This window comes from Kitasatospora hibisci, from assembly GCF_043950205.1.
GTDB classification, from domain to species: domain Bacteria; phylum Actinomycetota; class Actinomycetes; order Streptomycetales; family Streptomycetaceae; genus Kitasatospora; species Kitasatospora hibisci.
Genome location: NZ_CP171642.1, coordinates 3,637,550 through 3,660,300, shown reverse-complemented (window position 1 = coordinate 3,660,300; position 22,751 = coordinate 3,637,550). Strand labels below are relative to the sequence as shown.

Annotated in this window: 20 protein-coding genes; 10 read left to right on the top strand and 10 right to left on the bottom strand. The window is 75.4% G+C overall.

What is annotated here, in order from left to right; genetic code table 11:
* Positions 1–80 precede the first annotated feature (80 nt).
* Together ACF9IK_RS15545 and ACF9IK_RS15540 are read left to right on the top strand one after the other, a co-directional pair.
* Positions 81–1,445: an AAA family ATPase gene (locus ACF9IK_RS15545; RefSeq protein ID WP_395294800.1), complete on the top strand. Its 1,365-nt coding sequence runs from the start codon at positions 81–83 to the stop codon at positions 1,443–1,445.
* Positions 1,393–2,019, top strand: a complete 627-nt coding sequence (locus tag ACF9IK_RS15540; RefSeq protein WP_395294799.1) for an RloB family protein — start codon at positions 1,393–1,395, stop codon at positions 2,017–2,019. The genes ACF9IK_RS15545 and ACF9IK_RS15540 overlap by 53 nt, the downstream gene beginning before the upstream one ends.
* A 3-nt stretch (positions 2,020–2,022) precedes the next feature.
* Here ACF9IK_RS15540 and ACF9IK_RS15535 read toward each other — a convergent pair whose 3' ends face one another.
* Positions 2,023–3,660 carry a DNA repair helicase XPB gene (locus tag ACF9IK_RS15535; protein WP_395294798.1) on the bottom strand — a complete coding sequence of 546 codons (1,638 nt, stop codon included), beginning with the start codon at positions 3,658–3,660 and terminating at the stop codon, positions 2,023–2,025.
* An 82-nt stretch (positions 3,661–3,742) separates the two neighbouring features.
* Complete coding sequence (locus ACF9IK_RS15530) at positions 3,743–4,147, bottom strand: hypothetical protein (protein ID WP_395294797.1); 405 nt, start codon at positions 4,145–4,147, stop codon at positions 3,743–3,745.
* Positions 4,148–4,340: 193 nt separating this feature from the next.
* Here ACF9IK_RS15530 and ACF9IK_RS15525 point away from each other — a divergent pair, with 193 nt between their 5' ends.
* On the top strand, positions 4,341–4,592 hold the full coding sequence (locus ACF9IK_RS15525; protein WP_238861238.1) for a hypothetical protein: 252 nt from the start codon (positions 4,341–4,343) through the stop codon (positions 4,590–4,592).
* Between the two features lie 51 nt (positions 4,593–4,643).
* Here ACF9IK_RS15525 and ACF9IK_RS15520 read toward each other — a convergent pair whose 3' ends face one another.
* Positions 4,644–7,193: a helicase-associated domain-containing protein gene (locus tag ACF9IK_RS15520; RefSeq protein WP_395294796.1), complete on the bottom strand. Its 2,550-nt coding sequence runs from the start codon at positions 7,191–7,193 to the stop codon at positions 4,644–4,646.
* 459 nt (positions 7,194–7,652) lie between these two features.
* On the opposite strand from ACF9IK_RS15520, the gene ACF9IK_RS15515 reads away from it, so the two are divergent.
* Positions 7,653–8,369, top strand: a complete 717-nt coding sequence (locus ACF9IK_RS15515) for a hypothetical protein (RefSeq protein WP_395294795.1) — start codon at positions 7,653–7,655, stop codon at positions 8,367–8,369.
* Between the two features lie 99 nt (positions 8,370–8,468).
* On the opposite strand, the gene ACF9IK_RS15510 is transcribed toward ACF9IK_RS15515, so the two are convergent.
* Positions 8,469–9,104, bottom strand: coding sequence for an NAD(P)-dependent oxidoreductase (locus ACF9IK_RS15510; RefSeq protein WP_395294794.1), 636 nt, complete (start codon positions 9,102–9,104; stop codon positions 8,469–8,471).
* A gap of 98 nt (positions 9,105–9,202) precedes the next feature.
* On the opposite strand from ACF9IK_RS15510, the gene ACF9IK_RS15505 reads away from it, so the two are divergent.
* The gene (locus ACF9IK_RS15505) at positions 9,203–9,967 is read left to right on the top strand and encodes an SDR family NAD(P)-dependent oxidoreductase (protein ID WP_395294793.1); all 765 of its coding nucleotides are present in this window, start codon (positions 9,203–9,205) and stop codon (positions 9,965–9,967) included.
* A 123-nt stretch (positions 9,968–10,090) separates the two neighbouring features.
* Positions 10,091–10,690, top strand: coding sequence for a TetR/AcrR family transcriptional regulator (locus ACF9IK_RS15500; RefSeq protein WP_395294792.1), 600 nt, complete (start codon positions 10,091–10,093; stop codon positions 10,688–10,690).
* A gap of 134 nt (positions 10,691–10,824) precedes the next feature.
* Here ACF9IK_RS15500 and ACF9IK_RS15495 read toward each other — a convergent pair whose 3' ends face one another.
* Positions 10,825–11,811, bottom strand: a complete 987-nt coding sequence (locus ACF9IK_RS15495; protein ID WP_395294791.1) for an ABC transporter substrate-binding protein — start codon at positions 11,809–11,811, stop codon at positions 10,825–10,827.
* 331 nt (positions 11,812–12,142) lie between these two features.
* Between ACF9IK_RS15495 and ACF9IK_RS15490 the strand changes: the two genes are divergently transcribed.
* Positions 12,143–12,781: an HAD family hydrolase gene (locus ACF9IK_RS15490; RefSeq protein ID WP_395294790.1), complete on the top strand. Its 639-nt coding sequence runs from the start codon at positions 12,143–12,145 to the stop codon at positions 12,779–12,781.
* A 64-nt stretch (positions 12,782–12,845) separates the two neighbouring features.
* Here ACF9IK_RS15490 and ACF9IK_RS15485 read toward each other — a convergent pair whose 3' ends face one another.
* Positions 12,846–13,082 carry a hypothetical protein gene (locus ACF9IK_RS15485; protein ID WP_395294789.1) on the bottom strand — a complete coding sequence of 79 codons (237 nt, stop codon included), beginning with the start codon at positions 13,080–13,082 and terminating at the stop codon, positions 12,846–12,848.
* Between the two features lie 456 nt (positions 13,083–13,538).
* On the opposite strand from ACF9IK_RS15485, the gene ACF9IK_RS15480 reads away from it, so the two are divergent.
* Complete coding sequence (locus ACF9IK_RS15480) at positions 13,539–13,922, top strand: cold-shock protein (RefSeq protein ID WP_305067969.1); 384 nt, start codon at positions 13,539–13,541, stop codon at positions 13,920–13,922.
* Positions 13,923–14,027: 105 nt separating this feature from the next.
* Here ACF9IK_RS15480 and ACF9IK_RS15475 read toward each other — a convergent pair whose 3' ends face one another.
* From ACF9IK_RS15475 to ACF9IK_RS15460, 4 genes are all read right to left on the bottom strand, one after another.
* Entirely contained in the window at positions 14,028–14,888 is an 861-nt protein-coding gene (locus tag ACF9IK_RS15475) for a 1,4-dihydroxy-6-naphthoate synthase (protein ID WP_395294788.1), read from the bottom strand.
* Positions 14,881–15,645, bottom strand: a complete 765-nt coding sequence (locus tag ACF9IK_RS15470) for a futalosine hydrolase (protein WP_395294787.1) — start codon at positions 15,643–15,645, stop codon at positions 14,881–14,883. The genes ACF9IK_RS15475 and ACF9IK_RS15470 overlap by 8 nt, the downstream gene beginning before the upstream one ends.
* 11 nt (positions 15,646–15,656) lie before the next feature.
* Positions 15,657–16,187 (bottom strand): hypothetical protein, encoded by a 531-nt coding sequence (locus ACF9IK_RS15465; protein ID WP_395294786.1) that lies wholly within the window; start codon positions 16,185–16,187, stop codon positions 15,657–15,659.
* A 71-nt stretch (positions 16,188–16,258) separates the two neighbouring features.
* Positions 16,259–17,626 (bottom strand): MFS transporter, encoded by a 1,368-nt coding sequence (locus tag ACF9IK_RS15460; protein WP_395298589.1) that lies wholly within the window; start codon positions 17,624–17,626, stop codon positions 16,259–16,261.
* 667 nt (positions 17,627–18,293) lie between these two features.
* On the opposite strand from ACF9IK_RS15460, the gene ACF9IK_RS15455 reads away from it, so the two are divergent.
* Together ACF9IK_RS15455 and ACF9IK_RS15450 are read left to right on the top strand one after the other, a co-directional pair.
* Complete coding sequence (locus ACF9IK_RS15455) at positions 18,294–19,175, top strand: DUF3027 domain-containing protein (protein ID WP_395298588.1); 882 nt, start codon at positions 18,294–18,296, stop codon at positions 19,173–19,175.
* A 184-nt stretch (positions 19,176–19,359) separates the two neighbouring features.
* A complete protein-coding gene (locus tag ACF9IK_RS15450; RefSeq protein ID WP_395294785.1) occupies positions 19,360–22,671 on the top strand; it encodes a sacsin N-terminal ATP-binding-like domain-containing protein in 3,312 nt (1,103 codons plus the stop codon).
* Positions 22,672–22,751 lie beyond the last annotated feature (80 nt).

The following is a 22,751-nucleotide window of genomic DNA, read 5'->3' as shown; positions in this document are numbered from 1 at the left end:
GGCTGAATCTCGCGAATCTTTGCGGATTTCCGCGGTTTGATTTGGGTAGTCTTCCCATCGGTAGATGAGGAGGACCGGCCATGCTGATGCGATTCCGGGTCGCCAACCACGCGTCTCTCCTGGATGAGCAGGAGCTGAGTCTCGTCGCGACCGACGAGCACAAGGACATCGCGGTGACCGAGGTCGCCTCGGCAGGTGTTCAGGTGCTACCCGCCCTGGCGATCCTGGGGGCCAATGCCTCGGGTAAGTCCAACGTGCTCAAGGCGCTCGCGTACATGCGCCGCGCCGTGCTCGAATCGCACGCCCGTTGGCTGCCGGACGGCGGAACCTCACGGATGCCCTTCCTGCTGGCCGCTGCCGGGCGGACCTCACCGTCCGCGTTCTCGGTGGACATCGCTGTGGACGGCGTGCACTACGAGTACGGATTCGAGGTGGACGACCAGCAGGTGCGTGAGGAGTGGCTCAGGAGCTTCCCGGAAGGGCGGCCCCGGCGCCTCTTCGAACGGTCGGTGGCGGAGGACGGCGGCTCACGCTACGAGTACGGGCCGAGCTTCCGAGGGCGCAAGCGGCTGATCGAGGACGTCGTGCGACCCAACAGCCTCTACCTGTCGGCCGGTGCGGGGAACAATCACGAGGTTCTGGGCCGTATCCATCGGTGGTTCCACCGGGGGTTGAGGGTCGCCCTGGACGCGAACTTCGCCGCGAGGATCCAGGAAACCCGCAGGTTGTGGGACGAATCGGACGTGCATCGCGACAGGCTCCGAGGTCTGTTGCAGTTCGCGGACCTGGGCATCACAGACCTGTCGGTCACGGAGGAGGAATGGGACGACGAGCGCGTGCGCCAGGTGAGGTCGGCGATGCGCGTCCTGGTCCCGGAGATCCCGAAGGGCGAGCCGTTCGAGGTCAAGCCGGCGCCCCGCATCGGGTTCGTCCACGCGGCGGAGGGCGGGCCGCTGACGCTGGACCTCGCGGATGAATCGAACGGCACCCGCACGTGGGCGGGTCTCCTCGGGCCGGTGATCGGCGCGTTGCAGGACGGGTCGCTGCTGGTGGTGGACGAACTCGACGCGCGCCTGCACCCGCACCTCGCTGCGAGGCTCGTGGCACTGTTCCAAGACCCGGAGCGGAACGCCAACGGAGCGCAGCTCCTGTTCAACACCCACGACGCCACGCTCCTGGCTCCGCAGAGCGAGGCGAACCTGCACCGGGACCAGGTGTACCTGGCAGCGAAGAACCCCCGTACCGGGGCCACCGAGCTCACAGCCCTGGTCGACTTCAGGGTCAGGGACGGGGTCGAGAATCTGGAGAAGCGCTACCTGGCAGGCCGCTACGGTGCGCTACCGTTCTTCGACGAAGAGCTTCTGGCGGGGATCGGGGCGAAGCGTGGGGTCGATGAGGCGGGCAAAGCCACTCGGCACGAAGAAGCAGAACGCGAATACGCGTGAGCAGGAACGGCGCTTCCTGGTCTACTGCGAGGGCGAGGTCACCGAGAAGATCTACCTCCGGGGCCTGGTCAGGGACCTTCGGGAGAAGCCGATCTCGTTGAAGATCGGCAACAACCACGGTGAACCGTGGTTGTTGGTGAGCTCCGCGATCGCGCACGCGGCACGTGCGGATGAGCCCTTCGACGAGGTGTGGTGTGTGCTCGACGTCGAGGCCCCCCAGCAGGCACCGTCCCTGGAACGGGCGCTGAAACTGGCCCGGAAGGGCGGCGTCAAGTGCGCGCTCTCCTCGCCGTGCTTCGAGGTCTGGCTTCTGCTGCACTTCGATCGGGGCCGGTCGTACTTAGCGAGCCACCAGGCAGCCAGGGAACTGGAGAAGGTTCTCAAGGGGTACGACCCGAGGGGGAAGGCGTTCGACTTCGACGACGTCCGGAGCCACACCGCGAAGGCGCGCAGGGCAGCACTCGATCTGCACGACCGGCACGAGCAGCCGGGAAGGCAGATCGAGTGCTGGTGCGTCAGCAATCCTTGCACCTCGGTGGGTGGTTTGCTGGACGCCCTCGACTACAAGCCCTGATCGCTACAGGACGTCGTCCGCGTCGATGATGCGGTAGGCGTAGCCCTGCTCCGCCAGGAAGCGCTGCCGGTGGGCGGCGAAGTCCTGGTCGACGGTGTCGCGGGCCACCACCGAGTAGAAGTGGGCCGCGTGGCCGTCCGCCTTGGGACGCAGGACGCGTCCGAGGCGCTGGGCCTCCTCCTGCCGGGAGCCGAAGGTCCCGGAGACCTGGATGGCGACGGTGGCCTCCGGCAGGTCGATCGAGAAGTTGGCCACCTTGGAGACCACCAGGACGCCGATCTCCTTGTTGCGGAAGGCGTCGAACAGCTTCTCGCGCTGGGCGTTGCTGGTCTCGCCCTTGATCACCGGGGCGTTCAGGGCCTCGCCGAGCTCGTCCAGCTGGTCGATGTACTGGCCGATGATCAGCGTCTGGTCGTTCTCGTGCTTCTTGACCAGGGCCTCGACCACCCGCCGCTTGGTGGCGGTGGTCGCGCAGAAGCGGTAGCGCTCCTCGGGTTCGGCGGTCGCGTAGGCGAGCCGCTCGGAGTCGGTCAGGGTGACCCGGACCTCGCAACAGTCCGCTGGCGCGATGTATCCCTGGGCCTCGATCTCCTTCCACGGGGCGTCGAAGCGCTTGGGGCCGATGAGGGAGAAGACGTCGCCCTCGCGGCCGTCCTCACGGACCAGGGTGGCGGTCAGCCCGAGCCGGCGGCGGGCCTGCAGGTCGGCGGTGAACTTGAAGACCGGCGCGGGCAGCAGGTGCACCTCGTCGTAGACCACCAGGCCCCAGTTGCGGGCGTCGAACAGCTCCAGGTGGGCGTAGACGCCCTTCCGCTTGGTCGTCATCACCTGGTAGGTGGCGATGGTGACCGGGCGGATCTCCTTCCGGGTGCCGCTGTACTCGCCGATCTCGTCCTCGGTGAGCGAGGTCCGCTTGACCAGCTCGTGCTTCCACTGCCGCGCCGAGACGGTGTTGGTGACCAGGATCAGCGTGGTCGACTTGGCCTCGGCCATCGCGGCGGCGCCGACCAGCGTCTTCCCGGCGCCGCAGGGCAGCACCACGACGCCGGAGCCGCCGTGCCAGAAGCCCTCGACGGCCTGGGCCTGGTACGGGCGCAGCTGCCAGCCGTCCTGCTCCAGGTGGATGGGGTGCGCCTCGCCGTCCACGTAGCCGGCGAGGTCCTCGGCGGGCCAGCCGAGTTTGAGCAGCACCTGCTTGATCTGGCCGCGCTCGGACGGGTGGACCACCACGGTGTCCGGATCCACCCGCGCGCCGACCAACGGGGCGATCTTCTTGGAGCGCAGCACCTCCTCCAGCACCGGGCGGTCGGTGGTGCTCAGCACCAGACCGTGGGTGGGGTGCTTGGTGAGCTGCAGGCGACCGTAGCGACCCATGGTGTCGGCCACGTCGACCAGCAGCGCGTGCGGGACGGGGTAGCGGGAGTAGGTGACCAGGGCGTCGACCACCTGCTCGGCGTCGTGGCCCGCGGCGCGCGCGTTCCAGAGCCCCAGCGGGGTGACCCGGTAGGTGTGCACGTGCTCCGGCGCACGCTCCAGCTCGGCGAACGGCGCGATGACACGGCGGCAGTCGGCGGCCTTGGGGTGGTCGATCTCCAGGAGAAGAGTTTTGTCGCTCTGGACGATGAGCGGTCCGTCGTTCACGCGGGGAAGCCCTCCACTGGCTGACAGGTCTGTCGGGACTCAGACCCTCCAGTGTCCCGCATCCGCCGCGCGGGCGGGCGGGCTACCTCCACTCGTAGAACTTGCCGGTGGACTTCCCGTCCGGGGTGACCTCGTACTCGAACAGCCCGACGACGTCGTTGAGCCGCTCGAACTGCGGTGAGGCGCTGGAGAAGAAGAGCGAGCCGCGCCAGCTGGTGCCGCCGCCCTCGGTGAAGTGGCCGATGCCGACGCCCTGCCAGCTGACGGTGCCGCCGTCGGCGGACATGTCGACGCCCTGGCCCTCGCCGCGGAGCGTGCCGTCGGGGCGCAGTTCGGACTCGTAGGTGCCGAAGCCGTTGACCGCGGTGCCGTAGTAGCTGCCGGTGCCCGCGAAGGAGACCTCGACCAGCACGTGGCCGTCGCCGGCGGCGATGACGCGCCGGCCGCTGTCCTGGCCCTGGAATTCGCCGATGAGATCGCCGAGCATGATGACTCCTTTCGGGATCCCCTCTTCCGGAGTACGCCGGGAGCGACCCGCCGTCAAGCGCGGCCCTGTGCGGCGGAGACGGGCCGGCGCGCCGGTGACGACAGCCGGTGACGACAGCCGGTGACGACAGCCGGTGACCGCGCCGGGTGACCGCACCGGGTGACCGCCCGGCCGGTCGGTCGTTGAGCCGGGCATGAACAAGCCGAAGCGCGCCCTCACCGCTCTCGCCCTCGTCGGTACGGCCTTCGCCGCGACCGCCGCTTCCGCCGGCTCCGCCCACGCCCTCGCGGGCATCGGCGAGGGCCCGGGTGGGCTGATGACGGCCCCCGCCTTCCTGCTCGCCGACCTGGCCGGCGCCCCCGAGCTGCCGGTCGGCCAGGGCCAGATCGGCACCCTGGCGGACCAGGCGGTCAAGGAGAAGATGAAGGAGGCCCGGGGCCACTGAGCCGGCCGCCGGCGGCTTCGGGCGGCCACCGGTCGGAGGCACCCGTGGTGGTCACTCCTCCAGTTCGGCCACGCCCGTGATCCGGTGCAGGGCGAAGGTCCGGACCTCGTCGGCATGGTGGTCGAACGCGGTGACGAAGCCGCCCTCCACCTTGACCGGGTCGATGATCCGCTGGCTGGCCAGCCCCTCGGCGTTGAGGTAGCCGATCCACATCCGCTCGCCGAGCAGCACCGCCGTCTGCAGTGCCGCCAGTGTCTCGGCGGCCGGGGTGCGCGGGAGCCGCTGGGCGTCCCCGGCCGGCTCGCGGCGCACGGCGGTGGCGGCGCGGTCGCCGGCCCGGATCGCCTTGATGGCGGCCGCGAGCAGGGTGTCGTCCGGCGTGGGCGGGCCGTCCGGGACCGGGACCGGGGCCGCGCGGGGCGGGGTCCGGTGGCTGTCCGGCCGGGTGATCAGGACGTCGCCCTCGGCGGACTCGGCCGCGGGTGCGTAGCCCATGGTGCGCAGTGTGGCGAGCAGGGCGTCGGGCGCGGCCTGGGCGGCCAGCACGGTGGGGGCGAGCAGCCGTAGCCGCAGGTCGGCGGCGCGGCGGTCGGCCAGCACCTCGCCGAGCAGCGCCGGGTCGTCGCAGCGCAGGTACGAGGAGGCGGCCCCGACCCGCAGGATGCCGTGCCGGCGTGCGACGTCGTCGACCAGGTAGGCGAGCGGCTGCGGGACGGGCGTCCGCGAGTGCTGCTCCAGGAAGGCCTGGAGGTCGGCGGCGGTGCGACCGGCGTCGAGGGCGCGGCGGACGGATTCCGCGGTGAACCGGTAGACGGTGGCGCCGCCCTTGGACTCGACGTCGGCGCAGAGCGCGAGCGCCTGGGCGAGCGGGGTGAGCAGCGGGCCGGGGGCGATCGCGGTGAGGTCCGGCTGCAGGATGACGTGGTCCAGCGGCTGCGGAAGCAGCGGGGCGAGCACTTCGGCGGGGTCGGCCTCGGCGGTGAGCAGCGCCCGGGCGGGCGCGGCGAGGGCGCCGCGGCCGGTGATGCCGAGCAGCTCGGCCTCGGCCAGCGTCCAGACGGTGAGGTCGTCGCGGAGCTCGCGGCCGGGGGCATCGCCGGCGGTCTGCTGGGCCGGGACGTGGCCGCCGCGCAGCGGGCGCTGCCAGCGCAGGGTCGGCAGCAGCTCGTCGGCGGTGGCCGGGGTACCGGGCGGCAGCTCGGCGAGCAGCGCGAGGGCGGCTCGGCGGACGGACGGGGCCAGGGTGCGGTCCAGCTCGGGGCCCAGGGCGGCGCGCTGCCTGCCCCTGCCGTCCGGGGTGCCCGTCAGCGCGGGCACCCGGGTGGCGGCGAGCCAGCTCTCGGCCAGCAGTGTCCAGCGGTCGGCGGTGTCCTGCTGCAGCCAGCCGTCGTACGCCGGGGTCGGCGCCCAGCGCTCGTCGGCTTCCGTGTCGGGCGCCAGCAGACCCGCGGTGTAGGCGAGTTCGAGCCAGAAGGCGGCCTGCTGCTCGGTGGTCTCAAGAGCCTGTGCGGTCCGCTTGAGGTCGCGGACGCCGAGCCCGCCGGCCCGGAGGGTGGGCGGCGGGTTGAGGCCCCAGAGGTCGAGCAGTTCCTCGACGATGCGTACGGCGGTGTGGGCCTGTCCGGCGGCGGCGCGGTCCACGGTCTGCGGATCGCGCGGGGCGCCGGCCGGGGCGGGCTCGGGCTGGACCGGCTCGACCGTACGGTGGCTGCGGCCGCCACGCAGGTGCAGGGCGAGCTCGCGGGGCAGCACGACGCTGCCGGGGCCGCTGGGCAGCAGGAGGCCGCGGGCGAGCAGCCACTCCACCGGGCTCTGGGCGTCCTCGGCGGTGACCGGGCGGGTGGCGTCCGGGACGGTACCGGTGGGCGGGCCCCAGACCAGCCGGTCCAGCAACCGCAGGGCCGGCTCCGGGGCGGTGGCGAGCAGGGCGTCGCAGCGCGCCCGGTCGCCGAGCAGCGCGGTGAGCGCGGCCACTGCGGTGACCGGGTCCGCAGTGGCGGGCTGTCCGGCGGAGGCGAGGAGCTGCTGCAGCCGGGCCGGGGACATGCCGAGGGTGGCGTCGGCGAGCGTCGGACCGAGGCCGGTGCGGCCGGGGTTGGCGGCGGTCGGCGCGAGTGCCTCCCGGGCCGCGATGACCAGGCGCAGCCCGTTCTCCGGGCCCCAGAGCAGCGCGCGGTCGCGCAGGGTGGCGAGCGCCCGGGGGAGGGCCGCGGCGACGGCGGCCCGGTCGGCGGTGGTCAGCGGCGTGGCGCCCGGGTGCGGCTTGACCTTGGCCGGGCCGGTGAGCAGCGTGCGGACGGCGGCCGGCGAGGCGCCGTCCGGGGCCGCCGCCAGCGCCTCGGCGACCTGCAGGGTGAAGCGGTCGAGGCGCTCCAGCGCGCGCAGTGCGGAGGCGCGGGAGGAGAGCCGGGCGGCGAGCTGGGTGAGGTCGCCGGGGACGGGGTTGAGCAGATCGGGGCGGGACCGGAGCAGGGTGGCGAGGTCGTCGTCCGCGCGGCCGCGGAGCTCCTCCGCGAGGGTGCGGGGGGCGGCGGCCTTGCCGGGGCGTTGCGGGGCGGGGCGTCGGGCCGCGGGGCGTTGCGGGCCCTGCTGTGTGGTCATTCGACCTAGGTTAGTCGGGTGGGGCGACGGTGGGGACCGGTCGGCGTGGGCGCGGTTCGGCTGGGTACCGTCTGACCGGCGGGGACGGGCACGGGCGAGGCGGGGTGTGGGGCGATGGCGGACGGCGGGACGGCCGGCGGCGAGTGGTGGCGCAAGCGGGGGCCGTGGAGTGCTTCGGCGGGCGGCGGCGCGGGGGCGGTCACGGGCGGCGGCGCAGGTGCGGGTGGCGGTGCGGGCAGGGGCGGCGGCGCGGCCTCGTCGGACGAGGAGAGCGTGTACGCCGTGGAGCCGTCGGCCGCCTCGCCGGGCATTCCGGCGCGGCCGTCCGAGCCGCCGCGGTCCGGGGTGTCGGATTCCGGACCGTCGGGTTCCGGGAAGCCCGGTCGGCCGGAGGGCGAGTCGCCCGAGTCGCCCGAGTCGCCCGAGTCGCCCGGGCCGTCCGGGCCGGTGCGGCGCCCGGTGGCGCGCGCGGCCGACGGGGGCCCGCGGTGGGAGGCGCAGCTTTCCCCGGAGGCCGGGGCCGACGAGGACGCCCTTCCGCCGTCGTTCATGGCCGCGCACGCCGACGGCTGGGACTACGTGGAGATCGACTTCTCGGGCGGGTCGGGCCGGCCGGTGCCCCCCGTCCCCGAGCAGCGCAGCTCGCCCGAGGACGCTGCGGCGCAGCAGCCGGCAGCCGAGGAGGCCCCGGCGAAGCCCCGGGGACGGAAGGCACGGGCGCGGGCGAAGGAACAGGCCGGGGCGGCCCCGCCGCAGCCGGCCTCCGGCACCGCGCCGCCCGCCCCGTCGGCCAGGCCGGGCAGACCCTCCGCCCTGGCCGGTCGCCGGCCGTCCCCGCTCCTGCTGCTGGCCGCGGTGGTGCTGGTCGGTGGTGCCGTGAGCAGCCAGCTCCTGGTGATGCTGGTGGGCTGGGCCCTCGGTTGGATGTCCCGACGACTCTCCGACCTCACGCGCAAGTTCGCCATCCTCGGCATCCCGCTGGCGACGATGAGCGGGACCACGCTCTGGTACTGGGGCCGCGCGCAGGGCCGCTGGGGCGAGGCGCTCCAGCCGGGCCGGCAGGTCGGGCAGGTCGCCTGGTCGGCGGCTCCGGGCGTGCTGCGCCTGGCGGCGGTGCTGTCGGCGCTGTTCCTGCTGGCCGTGGCGCTGAAGCGGCGGGCGCAGCCGGAGGGGTGAGCCGGCCGGCCGGGCCCGGCTCATCACCGGGAACGGCCCGCGCGCGCCGGAGCCCCGGAGGCCGGAGCCACGCCCGCGGGCCGCACGCGCCTCCCGGGCTCACCCGTCGGCGATGGTCACCCGGCGGCGGAAGGTCTCCGGGGCGCCGAGGTGGTCGACGATCCACGCGGCGATCGTCGCGCGGCTCGCGGTGCCCGCCCGGGCGAGCGGGAGCCCGTAGGACACCCGGGGGCTCGCGGAGGCCGGCCCGTCCTTGAGCATCGGCGCCCGGACCACCGTCCAGGTCGTGTCGGACCCGGTCAGCACCTCCTCCATCCGGGCCAGGTCCCGATGGATCTCCCGGTAGAGCCGGTCGACCACCAGCCTGGTGACCACCCGCTGGGCGAACGGCAGGTGGTCGGTCTCCAGTCCGGCCGAGGACATCACCACCACGTGCCGCGCCCCGCCCGCCCGCGCGGCGGCCACGAGCTCCCGCGCGCCGTCCGAGAAGACGGTGGTGGCGGCCCGGCCGGACGTGCCGAGCGCCGAGACCACCGCGTCCTGGCCCGCCAGCGGCTCCCGCAGCGATCCGGGTTCGTGGACGTCCGCCTGTGCGGCGAGCGGGGTGCCGTGCGTGAACTCCGGCAGCCGGGCCGGGGTGCGGGCCACCGCGGTGACGGTGTGTCCGGCGGCCAGGGCGAGGTCGACGACGAGGCGGCCGGTGCGTCCGGCGGCGCCGACGACGGCGATCTTCATCAGGTCCTCCCAGGGGGTCGGTCCTTGCGATTCATTCAGACAGGCTGTATGACTGAAATCAGGTGAACCACACATCCGACCCAAAGGAGCGATGGCACATGGGAGTTCGCTACCCCGACCTGGCCGGGAAGGTCGTCGTGATCACCGGAGGCAGCCGCGGCATCGGCGCCGGGACCGCCCTCGCGTTCGCCCGGCAGGGGGCCGCCGTCGCCGTCCTCGGCCGCGACGAGGCCGCCCTCGCGGCCGTCGCGGAGCAGCTGCGCGACCTCGGCGCGAAGGCGGTCGGCCTGGTCGCCGACTGCACCGACGCCGCCGCGCTCGGGCCCGCCGCCGCCCGGATCGAGGCGGAGCTCGGCCCGGTGGACGTCCTCGCGGCGTTCGCCGGCGGCGACGGCTACCCCGTGCCGACCGCCCGGGAGACCGAGGAGCACTGGCGGTCGGTCCTGGAGGGCAACCTCACGGCCACCTTCCTCACCGTCCAGGCCTTCCTGCCGGGCCTGCTGGAGCGCCGCAGCGGCTCGGTGGTCACCATGGCGTCCACCGCCGGGCGGCTGCCGAGCGGATCGTCCGCCGCGTACGCCGCCGCGAAGGCGGGCGTCCTGATGTACTCCCGCCACCTCGCCCTGGAGCTCGCGGGCGAGGGCGTGCGGGTCAACGCGATCGCGCCCGGCGCGGTCCGGACCGAGCGGACCGACACCGTCATGCCGGCGCCGATCCAGGCGGCGGTCGCGGCCGCCCACCCGCTCGGGCGGCTGGGTGAGCCGGAGGACATCGCGGCGGCCACGCTCTTCCTGGCCTCCTCGGCGTCCTCGTGGATCACCGGCCAGACGCTGGACGTCAGCGGCGGGCGGGTCATCGTCTGAGGCGGGGCGGAGCCGGAAGCCGCCCGCGTCCGTGCACCGCCCGGGCGCCGGGCGATCGGGGATACTGCCTGTTCACGGCGGCCGTGGCAGCGGCGGCGGGTCGAGCCAGTGGAGGCGAGCGCGATGAGCCCCAGGTCCTACCGGATGGGACAGCGGCAGGCGGACGTCGACGGTACGCGCGCGCGGATCGTCGAGGCCGCGCGGGCCCAGCTGACCGCGACGGGTGCGCTCTCGCTCGACGCGGTGGCCAAGCGGGCCGACGTCGCCCGGGCCACCGTCTACTACCAGTTCGGCTCCAAGACCGGCCTGCTGGAGGCGGTCTGCGACGCCCTGGCCGAGCAGGGCGGGATGGCACGCCTGGCCGAGGCGTTCACCCGACCGGACCCGTGGGCGGCGGTGGACGGCTTCGTCGAGGTGATGGGCGGCTTCTGGGCGGTGGACCGGGTCTGCACCCGGCGGTTGCGCGCGCTGGCGGCGCTCGACGAGGAGGTGGGCCGGGTCGTCGCCGAGCGCGACGCCCGGCGGCGCGAGGGCACCCGGGTGCTCGCCGCCCGGATCGACGGCGGGCCGCGGGACGCGGCGGCGGTGCTCTTCGTGCTCACCGGTTTCGAGACCTTCGACGCCCTCGCCGGGGAGGAGGTCGGCCCCGACGGCGACCTCCGGGCGGCGGTCCCCGCCGTCACCCGGCTGGCCCGGGCGGCCCTGGGCGGCCCGCCGGCCTGAACCGGCGGGCGTCCGGCCGGGCCCCTCGCTCGGGGGAGGAGGGGGCCGGCCGTCCCGGGTTCCGGGTTCCGTGCGGACCGGTGATCCCGGTCCGGGTCGCGGTCCGGCTCGGGCGACGGCCGCGGCTGCGGCCGTCACGCGCCCAGGAAGCGTTGCAGCTCGTCCAGGACGAAGTTGGCCCCGGTGTACCCGGTGCCCTGGAACCAGAGCTGGTCGTCCACCTCGAAGGCCCGGTGGGCCTTCACGGCGCCCAGTGCCTGCCAGGCCGGGCCCGCCAGGACCGCCGTCGCGCCCGACCGCGCGGGGTCGCCGTAGGAGGCGTACAGCAGCAGGTCGCCGTCGGCCCTGGCGAGCTGGTCCTCCGGGACCTCCGCGTCGAACTGGTCGACGTTCTGGGCGTCCGGCCGGCCCAGCTGGACATCGGCCAGCACCGTGCCCGGGAAGTTCTGCTTCCCGTACATCCGGATCCCGCCCCCCTCGACGAACCGCACCAGGCTGACCCGCCGCCCCGAGGCCCTGGCGTTCGACAGGGCCTGCACCACCTGCGCGACGTGTCGCTGGTAGGAGGAGACGAACGCCGCCGCCGCGGCCTGCCGGCTCAGCGCCTGGGCGTGCACCTGGAAGTCCGCCTTCCACGGTGCGCCGGCGGTCTGGGTCATGACCGTGGGGGCGATCTCGCGCAGCTGGTCGTACCGGGCGCCGTCGCGGGCCTGGTTGGTGAGGATGAGGTCCGGCCGCAGGGCCCGGATCGCGGAGAGGTCCGGCGTGCCGATCGCCCCGACCCGGGCGGTCCCGCTCAGCCGGGAGGCCGGCCAGTAGTCGGGGAAGCCCGCGTCGGCCGCCGCGAGGGCCGCACCGACCGGGGTGATGCCCAGGGTGAGCGCCGAGTCGAGCTCGGCGGTGTCCAGCGTGACGACGCGCATCGGGGCGCCCGGCACCGTCACCGGTCCGTTGGCGGTGTTGACGGTGACCGGCGGCAGCGGGCTCGGACTCGGCGGGGACGCGGCGGTGGCCGAGGCGGCGGCGCCGTCCAGCGGTGGGGTTCCGTGCCGTGAGCTGCACCCGGTGAGGGCGGCGGAGCCGAGTGCCGCGAGCAGCGTGCGGCGGGTGATCGGGGGCATCGGCGGTCCTCGGGCGGGTCGAACGCGGTGGCGGCGCGTCGATTATGTCCGAATTGCCCGTTGGGTGCCCGCCTTCACCGCCCACGGCGCGCCCGGGACGACCCGCGTCGTGCCGGTCGCCGGGCCCGACACGACCGCCGGCTCCGGGCCGAACACCTCGCGCACCGGCTCCGCTGACCACCGGGCGGGTCGGTGCGGCGGGCGGGCCGGGCGAGGCCGTGCAGCACCGCGACCGGGGGCCGAGGCGGACCCGGGTTCCGCGGAGAAGCCCGGGCAACCGTTCCCGCGGCCGTCCCCGGGCCGCCGGGCGGCCGTCGGATAGCCTGGCGGCATGCCCGCGAACCCGGACGTCCCGCCCTCGCTCACCGTCGGCTTCGACCTCGACATGACCCTGTTGGACACCCGGCCCGGCGTCAAGGCGACCTACCTGGCGCTCTCCGCCGAGACCGGCACGTTCATCGACGCGGACCTGGCGGTCTCCCGGCTCGGGCCACCGCTCCTGGACGAGCTGGGCAACTGGTTCCCGGCCGAGCACCTGCCGGAGATCGCCGACCGCTACCGCACGCTCTACCGTGAGCACGCCTTCGAGCCCACCGTCGCGCTGCCCGGCGCGCACGCCGCCGTCGAGGCGGTCCGCGCGCACGGCGGCCGGGTCGCGGTGATCACCGGCAAGTACGAGCCGAACGCCCGGCTGCACCTGGACCACGCGGGCCTGCACGCGGACGCGCTGGTCGGCGACCTCTGGGCGGAGACCAAGGGCGCCGCGCTGCGCGAGCACGGCGCGAGCGTCTACGTCGGCGACCACCTCGGCGACGTGCGGGGCGCCCGGCACGCGGACGCCGTCGCGGTCGGCGTGGCCACCGGCCCGTACCGGGCCGAGGAACTGCTCGCGGCCGGCGCGGACGTGGTGCTGGCCGACCTCACGGAGTTCCCGGCCTGGCTGACCGGCCACCTCGCCGCGGTGTCCTGAGGGCCGCGGCGTCCCGGCGGGCCGAAGCGCCCGGCGGCCGCCGCGCCGCGGGACCCGCGGCGGCTCAGCCCCCGGCGCGGACCCGGCGGCGCTGGGCGCGGGCGGAGAGCACCATCCCGGTCAGGGCCAGCAGGAACCCCAGCGGCATCAGCATGCTCAGCCAGTACGCGGCCGTCGGCAGCGGCGTCAGGTGCAGGAACAGCGGCACGAAGGTGGCGAGCGTGGCGAGCGCGCCGAGCCCGAAGACGATCGCTCCGGACCTGACGTAAAGGTCGCCGCGGTCGGCGCTCTTGCTGCTCACTGGGGTGCTCCTCTGCGGGTCGGGCTGCCGGACCAGTCTGGCAGAGGCCCGGTGCGGGCTCCGGGCCGGACCGCTCCGCAGGCGGTCCGGTCGGTCACGTTGCGCAGTTTCCCGGGAGCTGGGAGTTTTGATCCCTGCTGAGCGGGGGTATGCAGGCTGTGCCGAGGGGTGCGACAGGTGCGCCCCGTCTCCTCAGACCCGGGGGTGTGAGCCAGTGGAAAGCGCCGAGTCGCGCCCCGGCCGTGCCAGTACCGGGTCGCCCGTGGCCGCGAGAGCCCCGCGCGGAATCTTCGCGGAACGCGGATGAGGCAGTAACGGACCGTTAGTCTGCTCCCTGCGCGTACCGACCATGAGCGTCTTGCCGGGCGCCCGCCCGAGGTCGGCCCGCCACCCCATCACCCAGTGATCCCCGGCCTGGTCCGGGATCCCTCACACCCACAACGAGGACTGTTCGAGATGCCCACCGGCCAGGTCAAGTGGTTCAACGAGACGAAGGGCTTCGGCTTCCTGTCGCGCGACGACGGCGGCGACGTCTTCGTCCACACCAAGGCGCTGCCCGCCGGTGTCACCGCGCTGAAGCCGGGCCAGCGGGTCGAGTTCGGCGTGGTGGCGGGCCACCGCGGCGACCAGGCGATGGGCGTGCAGCTGCTGGACGCGCTGCCGTCGGTGGCCGCGGCCCAGCGCAAGAGCCCGGACGACATGGCGGCGCTGGTGCAGGACCTCATCACGATGATGGACGCGGTACTGCCGGGCCTGCAGCACGGCCGCTACCCGGCCAAGCCGACCGGTCAGAAGCTGGCCGGGGTGCTGCGTGCGGTGGCCGACCAGTTCGACATCTGACCGGAGCGTGCCGACGCGCCCCGGACGTGCGCACCCGCCGTCGGGCGGTGCGCGCCGTCCGAGGCGCGTCGTGCTGTCTGCGGGGGCCGCCCGGAGGCGGACGGCTCAGAGGTCCAGCGCGCCCGGGGCGAGCGGGGGCACCAGCCCCTCCTCGGCGGCCCGGGTGAGCAGCGCCCGGACGGCGCCGTAGCCCTCCTCGCCGAGGTCCGCGGTGAACTCGTTCACGTACAGGCCGATGTGCTGGTCGGCGACGGCCGGGTCCATCTCCTGGGCGTGCGCCAGCACGTACGCGCGGCTGGCCGACGGGTCCGCCCAGGCCTGCCGGACCGAGTCGCGGATCGTCCCGGCGAGGGCCTGCAGCCGCTCGGCCCCGAGCGAGCGCCTGGCGATGATCGCCCCGAGCGGGATCGGCAGGCCGGTCTCCTGCTCCCAGGCCTCGCCCATGTCGGCGAGGCGGTGCAGCCCGTACTGCCGGTAGGTGAAGCGGGCCTCGTGGATCACCAGGCCGGCGTCGACCCGGCCGTCCCGGACGGCGGGCATGATCTCGTGGAACGGCAGGACGACGATCTCGCCGAAGCCGCCGGGCACCGCCTTGGCCGCCCAGAGCCGGAACAGCAGGTAGGCGGTGGAGCGCTCGGAGGGCACCGCGACGGTCCGGCCGGTCAGGTCGGCGCCGCCCGGGCCCGCGGCGAGTTCCGGACGGGTCAGCACCAGCGGGCCGCAGCCGCGGCCGAGCGCGCCGCCGCAGGGCAGCAGCGCGTACTCGTCCAGCACCCAGGGCAGTGCGGCGTAGCTGACCTTGAGGACGTCCAGCTCGCCGCGCTCGGCCAGTCCGTTGGTGACGTCGATGTCCGCGAAGGTGACCTCGGGGGCGTCCGCGCCGGGCACCAGGCCGTGCGCCCAGGCGTGGAAGACGAAGGTGTCGTTCGGGCAGGGCGAGTAGGCGATGCTCAGCGGTTCAGCCACGGCGGGCCTCCTTCAGGAACTCCGGACAGGGCAGCGCGGCGAAGGCCCCTTCCAGCGCGGCCAGCGCCTCGCCGATCCGCCAGGCGGCCCGGTCGCGCGGGCCCACCGGATTGGAGACGGTGCGCAGTTCGAAGGCCGGTAGGCCGTGCCGGGCGGCGGCCTCGGCGACCCCGAACCCCTCCATGGCCTCCGCCGCGACGCCGGGGTGGCGGGCGGTCAGGGCGGCGGCGCGCTCGGCGCTGCCGGTGACCGTGGAGACGGTGAGCACGGTGCCGGTGACCACCGGCCCGGCGGTCCGGCCGGCCAGCGCCCCGGCGGCCAGTGCCACGGCGGTCGGCGGCGGGGTGTGCCGGACGGTGCCGAAGCCCAGCTCGGTGACGTCGGCGAAACCATCCGGGGTCTCCGCGCCGAGGTCGGCGGCGACGATCGCCCCGGCGAGCACGGTCGCGCCGATCGGTGCCCGCGGGGCGAAGCCGCCGGCGATCCCGGCCGAGACGACCGCGTCGTACCGGTGGGCGGCGAGCGCGGCGGACGCGCCCGCGGCGGCGGCGGCCGGGCCGACCCCGGCGGCCAGCACGTCCACCTCCGGACCGTCCGCACGGCGAGTACGGTGCAGCCCGCCGCCGGGCAGCGGCACCGGCTCGGCGGAGCCGGGCAGACCGCGCAGGACCGCCTCCGCTTCGGCGGGCACCGCGACGACGACGAGCAGCCGGCCCCGCTCGGGGGCCGACTGCTCGCCGGGAAGTCGTACGGTCACCGGGACGGCCGTCAGTCGTCCTGGGTGTTCAGCTGGAAGTACCAGACGCCGTAGATCGCGTCCGGCTGCTTCGGGTCGGACTCGACCACGGTGATCAGGGTCTTGCCGGAGGAGTTGAGCGCCTTGGAGGCCGACACCGAGCCGGAGTAGGTGGAGCCCTGGGCCGCGGAGGCGAGCACGAAGCGGCCGCCCTGGCCCTGGCCGCCGTTGGAGTTGGCCCACCAGCCGCGGTCGGCCACGTCCGGGGTCACGCCGATGCCGATCCGGTCGCTCGCGACCACGTCGGACTTGGGCAGCTTGCCCTCGTCCAGAGCCTTGCCGGCCTTCTCCTGGCAATCCTCCTGCTGCTGGTCGGTCAGCGGCTTGCCGTCGTTGAAGCAGAAGGGGCTCTCCTCCATCGAGGAGGTACCGACGGTGAGGGTGGCGCGGTGGTCGCTCGGCTCGGGCTGGTCGCTCGCGTAGGCGACCGACCCGACGACCGTGCCGACGCCGATCACGACGACGGCGCCGAGGGCGGCGATGACACGGGTGTTGAGGCTCATGCGTCAGAGGCTACCGGGCTTTGCCGATCACGCTACGCGGGGGTCGGCAGCCGCGTGTTGCGCTCGGCCGGTCACGCGACCCGGGGAGCGGCGGCGCGGTGGCGCAGACCGATCCGGAAGAGCGAGCGGACCGTCAGGAGCAGCACCACGCCGACCACCGCGGCCGCCACGGAGAGGCCCAGCACACCGTTCAGCGGCAGCAGGATGCCGACCGTGCCGCCGGCCACCCAGGAGAGCTGGAGCACGGTCTCCGAACGGGCGAAGGCCGAGGTCCGGACCGCCTCGGGGACGTCGCGCTGGATCAGCGCGTCCAGCGCCAGCTTGCCCATCGAGGCCGCCACCCCGGCGACCCCGGCGACCGCGATCACCGTCACCACGCCGTACCAGAGCGCGGCGGCGGCCGTGGCGCAGGTGGCCAGCAGCAGCATCGCGGTGACCGTCGCCTCCGAGCCGCGGGTGCGCAGCCAGGAGCCGAGCACCGAGCCGAGCGCGTTCCCGGTGCCGGCGGCCAGCGCCACCAGGCCGAGCGCCAGGGTCGGCTGCAGCCCGCCGATCGGCTCGGTGCGCAGCAGGAAGGCCAGGAACATCACCAGGAAGCCGACCAGCCAGCGCAGCGCCGACATCGCCCGCAGCGCCAGGATCACCGAGGGGCCGACGGTGCGCAGCGACGCCTTCGGGGTGGGGGGCCGGGCGGCCTGCCCGGGGGGTCCGACGGCGCCCGCGGTCTGGCCGTGCACCTCCGCGTGCAGCACGGCGCGCTGCTCGCCCTTGGCCGAGTCCACCTTGTGCGGCAGGTGGAAGGCCATCAGCGTGCCGACCACGAAGACCAGGAAGGCGCCGCGCAGCGGCCAGCCGGGCCCGATCAGGTGCAGCAGCCCGCCGACGCCGGCCGCCACCATGGTGGCCAGCAGGCCGGCCAGGGTGACCCGGGAATTCGCCTTCACGAGGGACAGCCGGCTGGGCAGCAGCCGGGGCACCACCACGCTGCGCACCACGCCGTAGGCCTTGGACGCCACCAGGACGCCGAGTGCCTCCGGATAGAGCGCCAGTCCGCCGCCGGCCACGGTGCTCGCCATCGTCCAGGCCAGCACCGCGCGCGCCAGCATGGACATCGCCATCGCGGCCCGGCGGCCGTGCGGCAGACGGTCCAGGAGCGGGCCGATCACCGGGGCGAGGACGGCGAACGGCGCCATGGTGATCAGCAGGTAGAGCGCCACCCGGCCGCGGGCCTCGCCGGTGGGGACGGAGAAGAAGATGGTGGAGGCGAGCGCGACGGTGATCAGCATGTCGCCGAAGGAGTTCAGCGCGTGCAGCTCGATCAGCTTGGCGAGGCCGGACTCGCCGGCGCCCTCGGCGGAGGTGGCCCTGCGGATCCGCCGGCCGGTGCCGTGCACGACCTTGCCGGTGCGTGAGCCGGCGGCGGAGGCGGTGCGGATCAGGAAGTGCCGGCGGGGCTCCTCCGGTTCCTCGTCCTCCTCGCCCTCCTCGTCGTCGAGGTCGGCCGGACCGCCGGAGGCGGGGTCTCCGTGCGGGTCCGGGTGTCCGTCCGGGGCGGGGTGTGCGTCCGGCGCGGCGTGCCCGCCGGACACCGCGGTCGCGCCGGCCGGGCCGGGGTCGTGGGGGCCGGCCGATCCGCCCGGGTGCGCCGGGTGCCCGGCGGGATCGGGGGGCGTCGACGAGGCGTCCACCGGCTGCGGTTCGCCCGCAGCGAGGACCGGAGGCTGCTGCCGCGGCACGGCGCCCGCCTCGTCGTCGGGACTGCCGGCCTGCGAAGCGTGCAGTGCGTGCTGCGACGGGTTCTCGTCCGCCACATGCCCATCCTGCCCCAGAATCGGTACCGCGACGCGGGATTCCGGTCCGCGCGGCGCGGCCGTCGCGGCGGTGGCGTCCGCCCCGGACTGTGCCGGGTGGCCGACCGGCGGGTAGCCTGCCCAGGTCCGACCCACCAGCGGCCGCGGCCGGCCTGACCGGAAGAGCGGCGCGGCCGGTACCCCTGGCGGCCCGTGGTCGCGCAGAATGGACGAGGGACACCGAGCCGCGACGGAACAGGCAACACGCCGCAGGCAACAGAAGAACTGGGAGAGAATCGACGCCGTGAGTGCTGCGATGCGAAGCCGTACCCCCGATCGGCTCTGTGCCGAGGCCGTCGAACTCGCCCGACAGGCAGCGAACGAAGCCGTCGGAGCCGAAGCCGTCGGGGCCCACCTCGGTGCCCTGGCGGATGCCGACCGCGTCGTCACCCACACCTTCGAGTGCCTGGACGCCGCCTACCGCGGCTGGCACTGGGCCGTGACCGTCGCGCGCGCACCGCGCGCCAAGAACGTCACCCTGGACGAGGTCGTGCTGCTGCCCGGCGCCGACGCCGTCCTCGCCCCGCAGTGGGTGCCGTGGAGCGAGCGGCTGCGCCCCGGCGACATGGGCCCGGGTGACCTGCTGCCCACCGACGCGGACGACCTGCGTCTGGAGCCCGGCTGGACCGGCGAGGACGAGCCGGCTCCGAACTCCGCGATGGCGCTGGCCGCCCCGGAGGACGTGGTCGTCAGCGACCCGGACGTCCAGCAGGCCCCGGCCCGCGCCGAGATCGGCGCCGTCGCCGCGGAGCTCGGCATGGGCCGCAGCCGGGTGCTCTCCCGCCTGGGCCTGCACCTCGCCGCCGACCGCTGGGAGAAGGCCCACGGCCCGCAGACCCCGATGGCGCAGGCCGCCCCGGCCTCCTGCGTCAGCTGCGGCTTCCTGATCCCGATCGGCGGCTCGCTCGGCCAGGCCTTCGGCGTCTGCGGCAACGAGTTCGGCCCGGCCGACGGGCAGATCGTCTCCTTCGCCTACGGCTGCGGCGGCCACTCCGAGGCGGCCGTGATCCCGGCCCCGCCGGCGCCGTCCGAGCTGATCCTGGACGAGCTGGTGGTCGAGCCGATGCAGCTGCACCCCGACCGCACCACGGGCTCGGTCGAGCCCGACGCCCCCGCCGAGGAGCTCGGCCACGCCTGATCCCGGGCTCCCGGCCGACCCTCCCCGGCCGACCTTGCCCGGTCGACCGACCACGGCGGTCCCGGCGGACCGATTCCGGCCGGTCCGGACGCACCCGCGGCCCCACCCCGGTCCGCCGGGGGTGCCCGTCCGAGGGAGAATGCCCCCCGTACGAAGTACAGGGCGGCGGAAGGCGGCAGGTCCAGTGGAACCTCGGATCATCGGCAGCGGAACGGACGAGCACCGCGCGGACCCCTTCGGCAGCGCCGCGCTGCGCGGCCGGGTGCTGGACGCCTGGGCCGCCTCCCCGGCCCGGTTCCGGGAGGACGCCAACGCCGAGGAGGAGCTCGCGCTCGGCGGTTACCGGGACCGCCTGGTGGTCGAGTTGGCGCAGAACGCGGCCGACGCGGCGGTCCGCGCGGGCGGTGCCCCCGGCCGGCTCCGGCTCACCCTGGCGGACGGCGTCCTGGCCGCCGCCAACACCGGCGCACCGCTGGACGCGGCCGCCGTCGAATCGCTCTCCACGCTGCGTGCGTCCTCCAAGCGGGACGCGGCCGCAGGCCGGCCCACCGTGGGGCGGTTCGGCGTGGGCTTCGCCGCCGTCCTCGCGGTCACCGACGAGCCCGCCGTGCTCGGCGCGGCCGGCGGCGTGCGCTGGTCGCTCGGCGAGGCCCGCTCGCTGGCCGAGGCGCAGCCCGCGCTCGCCGACGAGCTGCGCCGCCGTGACGGCCATGTGCCGCTGCTGCGGCTGCCGTTCGCCGCCGAGGGCCCCGCCCCCGACGGATACGACACGGTGGTCGTGCTGCCGCTGCGGGACGCCGCCGCCGAGGACCTCACCCGCCGGCTGCTGGCCGGTGTCGACGACGCCCTGCTGCTGACCCTGCCCGGCCTGGCCGAGGTCGTGGTGGAGACCCCGGAGGGCACCCGCACGCTCACCCGGTCGGCCGCCGCGCCGCGGCCGGACGGCGTCACCGCGATCACCGTCACCGACGACGCGGGCGGGCGGCTGCGCCGGACCGTCTGGCAGACCGCCGGGGCATCCGGCACCCTGGACGCCGCGCTGCTCACGGACCGGCCCACCGAGGAGCGCGCCCGCCCGTACTGGACGGTGACCTGGGCCGTCCCGGTCGGCCCGGACGGCGCCCCGCAGGCGCCCGGCATCGTGCCCGTGCTGCACGCCCCCACGCCCAGCGACGAGCCGATCGGCCTGCCCGCGCTGCTGATCGCCTCGTACCCGCTGGACTCCACCCGCCGGCACGTCGCGCCGGGCCCGCTGGCCGACTTCCTCACCGAACGTGCCGCCGAGGCCTACGCCGACCTGCTGCGCGCCCGCGGCGGCGACCTCGGCTCGCTCGGCCTGGTCCCCGGACCGCTCGGCGAGGGCGCGCTGGACAACGCGCTGCGCGCCGCGATCCTCTCCCGGCTCCCCGGCACGCCGTTCCTGCCGCACCCGGCGCCGGTCGAGGAGGGCACGCCGGCACTGCGGCCCCGGGACGCCACGCTGCTGGAGGGCGCGGACGAGTCGGTGGTCGAGGCGTTGGCGCCGATCTTCCCCGGGCTGCTGCCGGCCGGCCTGGAGCGCCGGACCGAGCTGCGGGTACTGAAGGTGCGCCGGGTGCCGCTGGCCGAGGTGGTCGACCAGCTCGGCGGGCTCGACCGCGAGCCGGCCTGGTGGCGCAACCTCTACGCGGCGCTCGGCGCGGCCGACCCGGAGGCGCTCGGCGCGCTGCCCGTCCCGCTGGCCGACGGCCGTACCGTCACCGGCCCGCGCCGGGTCCTGCTGCCCTCCGACGCCGCCGACTGGGCGGCCTACCCCGGCTACCCCGAGGCGCTGGCCGGCGCGCTGGCCCTGCTCGACCTGCGCCTCGCCCACCCCGAGGCCGCGCACCCGCTGCTGGCCAAGCTCGGCGCCGGCACCGCCACCCCGGCCGGGGTGCTGGACACGCCCGAGGTACGGGCCGCCGTCGCCCGCTCCTACGAGCTGGCCGAGGAGGACCTGGACGCCGCGGCCGACCTCGCCGACTCGGTGCTCGCCCTGGTCAAGGCGGCCGCCCCGGCGGTCGGCGAGCACCCCTGGCTGGCCCGGCTGGCGCTGCTGGACGACGAGGGCGAGCCGGCCCGGGCGGGCGAGCTGATCCTGCCCGGCAGCCCGCTCGCCGCCGTCGCCCGGGAGGACGACGCGGGCTGGGTGGACGACGAGCTGATGGAGCGCTGGGGCCCCGGGGTGCTCGCCGCCGCGGGCGTGCCGGCCGAGTTCGTGCTGGTCCGCGCCGAGGACGTGGTGCTCGACCCGGACGACCTGGAGCGGCTCGACCCGACCGCCCCCGCCGACCGCGCGGCCGGTGGCCACCCGACCGGGCTGCTGGACGAGGCCCCGGACGGCCTCGCGGAGTGGGCCGAGGACGCCCTGGAGGCGCTGCACGCCGATGACGGAGACCCGGTGGGCGTGCCGCCCGTCGCCGCCGAGCTGCTGGCCGTGCGCGACCTCGACCTGGTGGACGACGACGCCTGGCCGGAGGCGCTGGCCGCGCTGGCCCGCCCGCCGTACCGGGACGCCGTGGTCAACCCCGTCCGCACCCTGCTGCCCGACGGTTCCTACGCCGACCTGCCCCCGTACACCGCCTGGTGGCTGCGCGACCACCCGGTGCTGGACGGCCGCGAGCCGGCCGGCCTGCGCGCGGCCGGCGCCGACCCGCTGCTGCGCGGTCTCTACGACGAGGCCCGGACCACGCTGGACGAGCAGTTCCTGCACGCGCTCGGGGTGCGCACCACGCTGTCCGCGCTGCTCGCCGAGCCGCACGGCCCGGACGAGGTGCTGGACCGGCTCACCGACCCGGCCTCCGAGGTCGGTCACCGCCAACTGCACGGCATCCACAGCGCGTTGGCCCGGGTCGAGGTCGAGCGGATCGAGCCGGTGGACGTGGTGCGGGCGCTGCCGCCGCTGGACCCGGAGACCGGTCGCCGCCCGGCGCACACGGTGATCGTGGACGCCGCCGAGGCGGTCGTCGCCGACGCGCCGGACCTCGTCCAGCTGCTGCACCCGTACCCGTTGCTGCCGGTCGCCCCGGCACTGGCGGCCGACCTCGCCGAGCGGCTGCACGTCTCGCTGGCCAGCGAGGTGGCCGGCGGGCGGGTGCTCTCCGAGGGCCGACTGCACCGGGTCCCCGCGGTGGTGCGGGAACTGCTCCCCGGCTGCCCGGTGGCGTACGAGGAGCACGAGGAGCTGCTGGTGGTCGGCCCGGACGGCGACGAGGCCGCGGTGGACTGGCGTTGGGACACCGCAGCGGACACCCCGGAGGCGCCGTACGACCCGGACGCGGCCGAGGCGGCCGACGAGGACGACGAGTTCGAGGTGCCGCCGGCCCCCGGGCTGCTGCACGCCGCGACCCCGGAGGGGCTGGCGGCAGGGCTGGCCTGGTCGGTCGGCCAGTGGCACCGCCGGTTCGAGGTGCTGGCCGCGCTCACCGAGCCGGACCGCGCCTACGAGCTCTCCGCCGCCCGCGACTTCGAGGGCTGACGTCCGGAAGATCATCCGCCACCCCGGCGGCCCGGCCACCAGGCCCGTCCACCCCGGCGGCCCGGCCGGCCGGGTGCACC

Bases quoted from the DNA above. Each gene is read 5' to 3' on its own strand.
- ACF9IK_RS15495 (WP_395294791.1), bottom strand. From the start codon at position 11,811: ATGCCCCCGATCACCCGCCGCACGCTGCTCGCGGCACTCGGCTCCGCC.
- ACF9IK_RS15455 (WP_395298588.1), top strand. From the start codon at position 18,294: ATGCGAAGCCGTACCCCCGATCGGCTCTGTGCCGAGGCCGTCGAACTC.
- ACF9IK_RS15530 (WP_395294797.1), bottom strand. From the start codon at position 4,147: ATGCTCGGCGATCTCATCGGCGAATTCCAGGGCCAGGACAGCGGCCGG.
- ACF9IK_RS15540 (WP_395294799.1), top strand. From the start codon at position 1,393: ATGAGGCGGGCAAAGCCACTCGGCACGAAGAAGCAGAACGCGAATACG.
- ACF9IK_RS15525 (WP_238861238.1), top strand. From the start codon at position 4,341: ATGAACAAGCCGAAGCGCGCCCTCACCGCTCTCGCCCTCGTCGGTACG.
- ACF9IK_RS15500 (WP_395294792.1), top strand. From the start codon at position 10,091: ATGAGCCCCAGGTCCTACCGGATGGGACAGCGGCAGGCGGACGTCGAC.
- ACF9IK_RS15545 (WP_395294800.1), top strand. From the start codon at position 81: ATGCTGATGCGATTCCGGGTCGCCAACCACGCGTCTCTCCTGGATGAG.
- ACF9IK_RS15520 (WP_395294796.1), bottom strand. From the start codon at position 7,193: ATGACCACACAGCAGGGCCCGCAACGCCCCGCGGCCCGACGCCCCGCC.
- ACF9IK_RS15490 (WP_395294790.1), top strand. From the start codon at position 12,143: ATGCCCGCGAACCCGGACGTCCCGCCCTCGCTCACCGTCGGCTTCGAC.
- ACF9IK_RS15505 (WP_395294793.1), top strand. From the start codon at position 9,203: ATGGGAGTTCGCTACCCCGACCTGGCCGGGAAGGTCGTCGTGATCACC.
- ACF9IK_RS15510 (WP_395294794.1), bottom strand. From the start codon at position 9,104: ATGAAGATCGCCGTCGTCGGCGCCGCCGGACGCACCGGCCGCCTCGTC.
- ACF9IK_RS15465 (WP_395294786.1), bottom strand. From the start codon at position 16,187: ATGAGCCTCAACACCCGTGTCATCGCCGCCCTCGGCGCCGTCGTCGTG.
- ACF9IK_RS15480 (WP_305067969.1), top strand. From the start codon at position 13,539: ATGCCCACCGGCCAGGTCAAGTGGTTCAACGAGACGAAGGGCTTCGGC.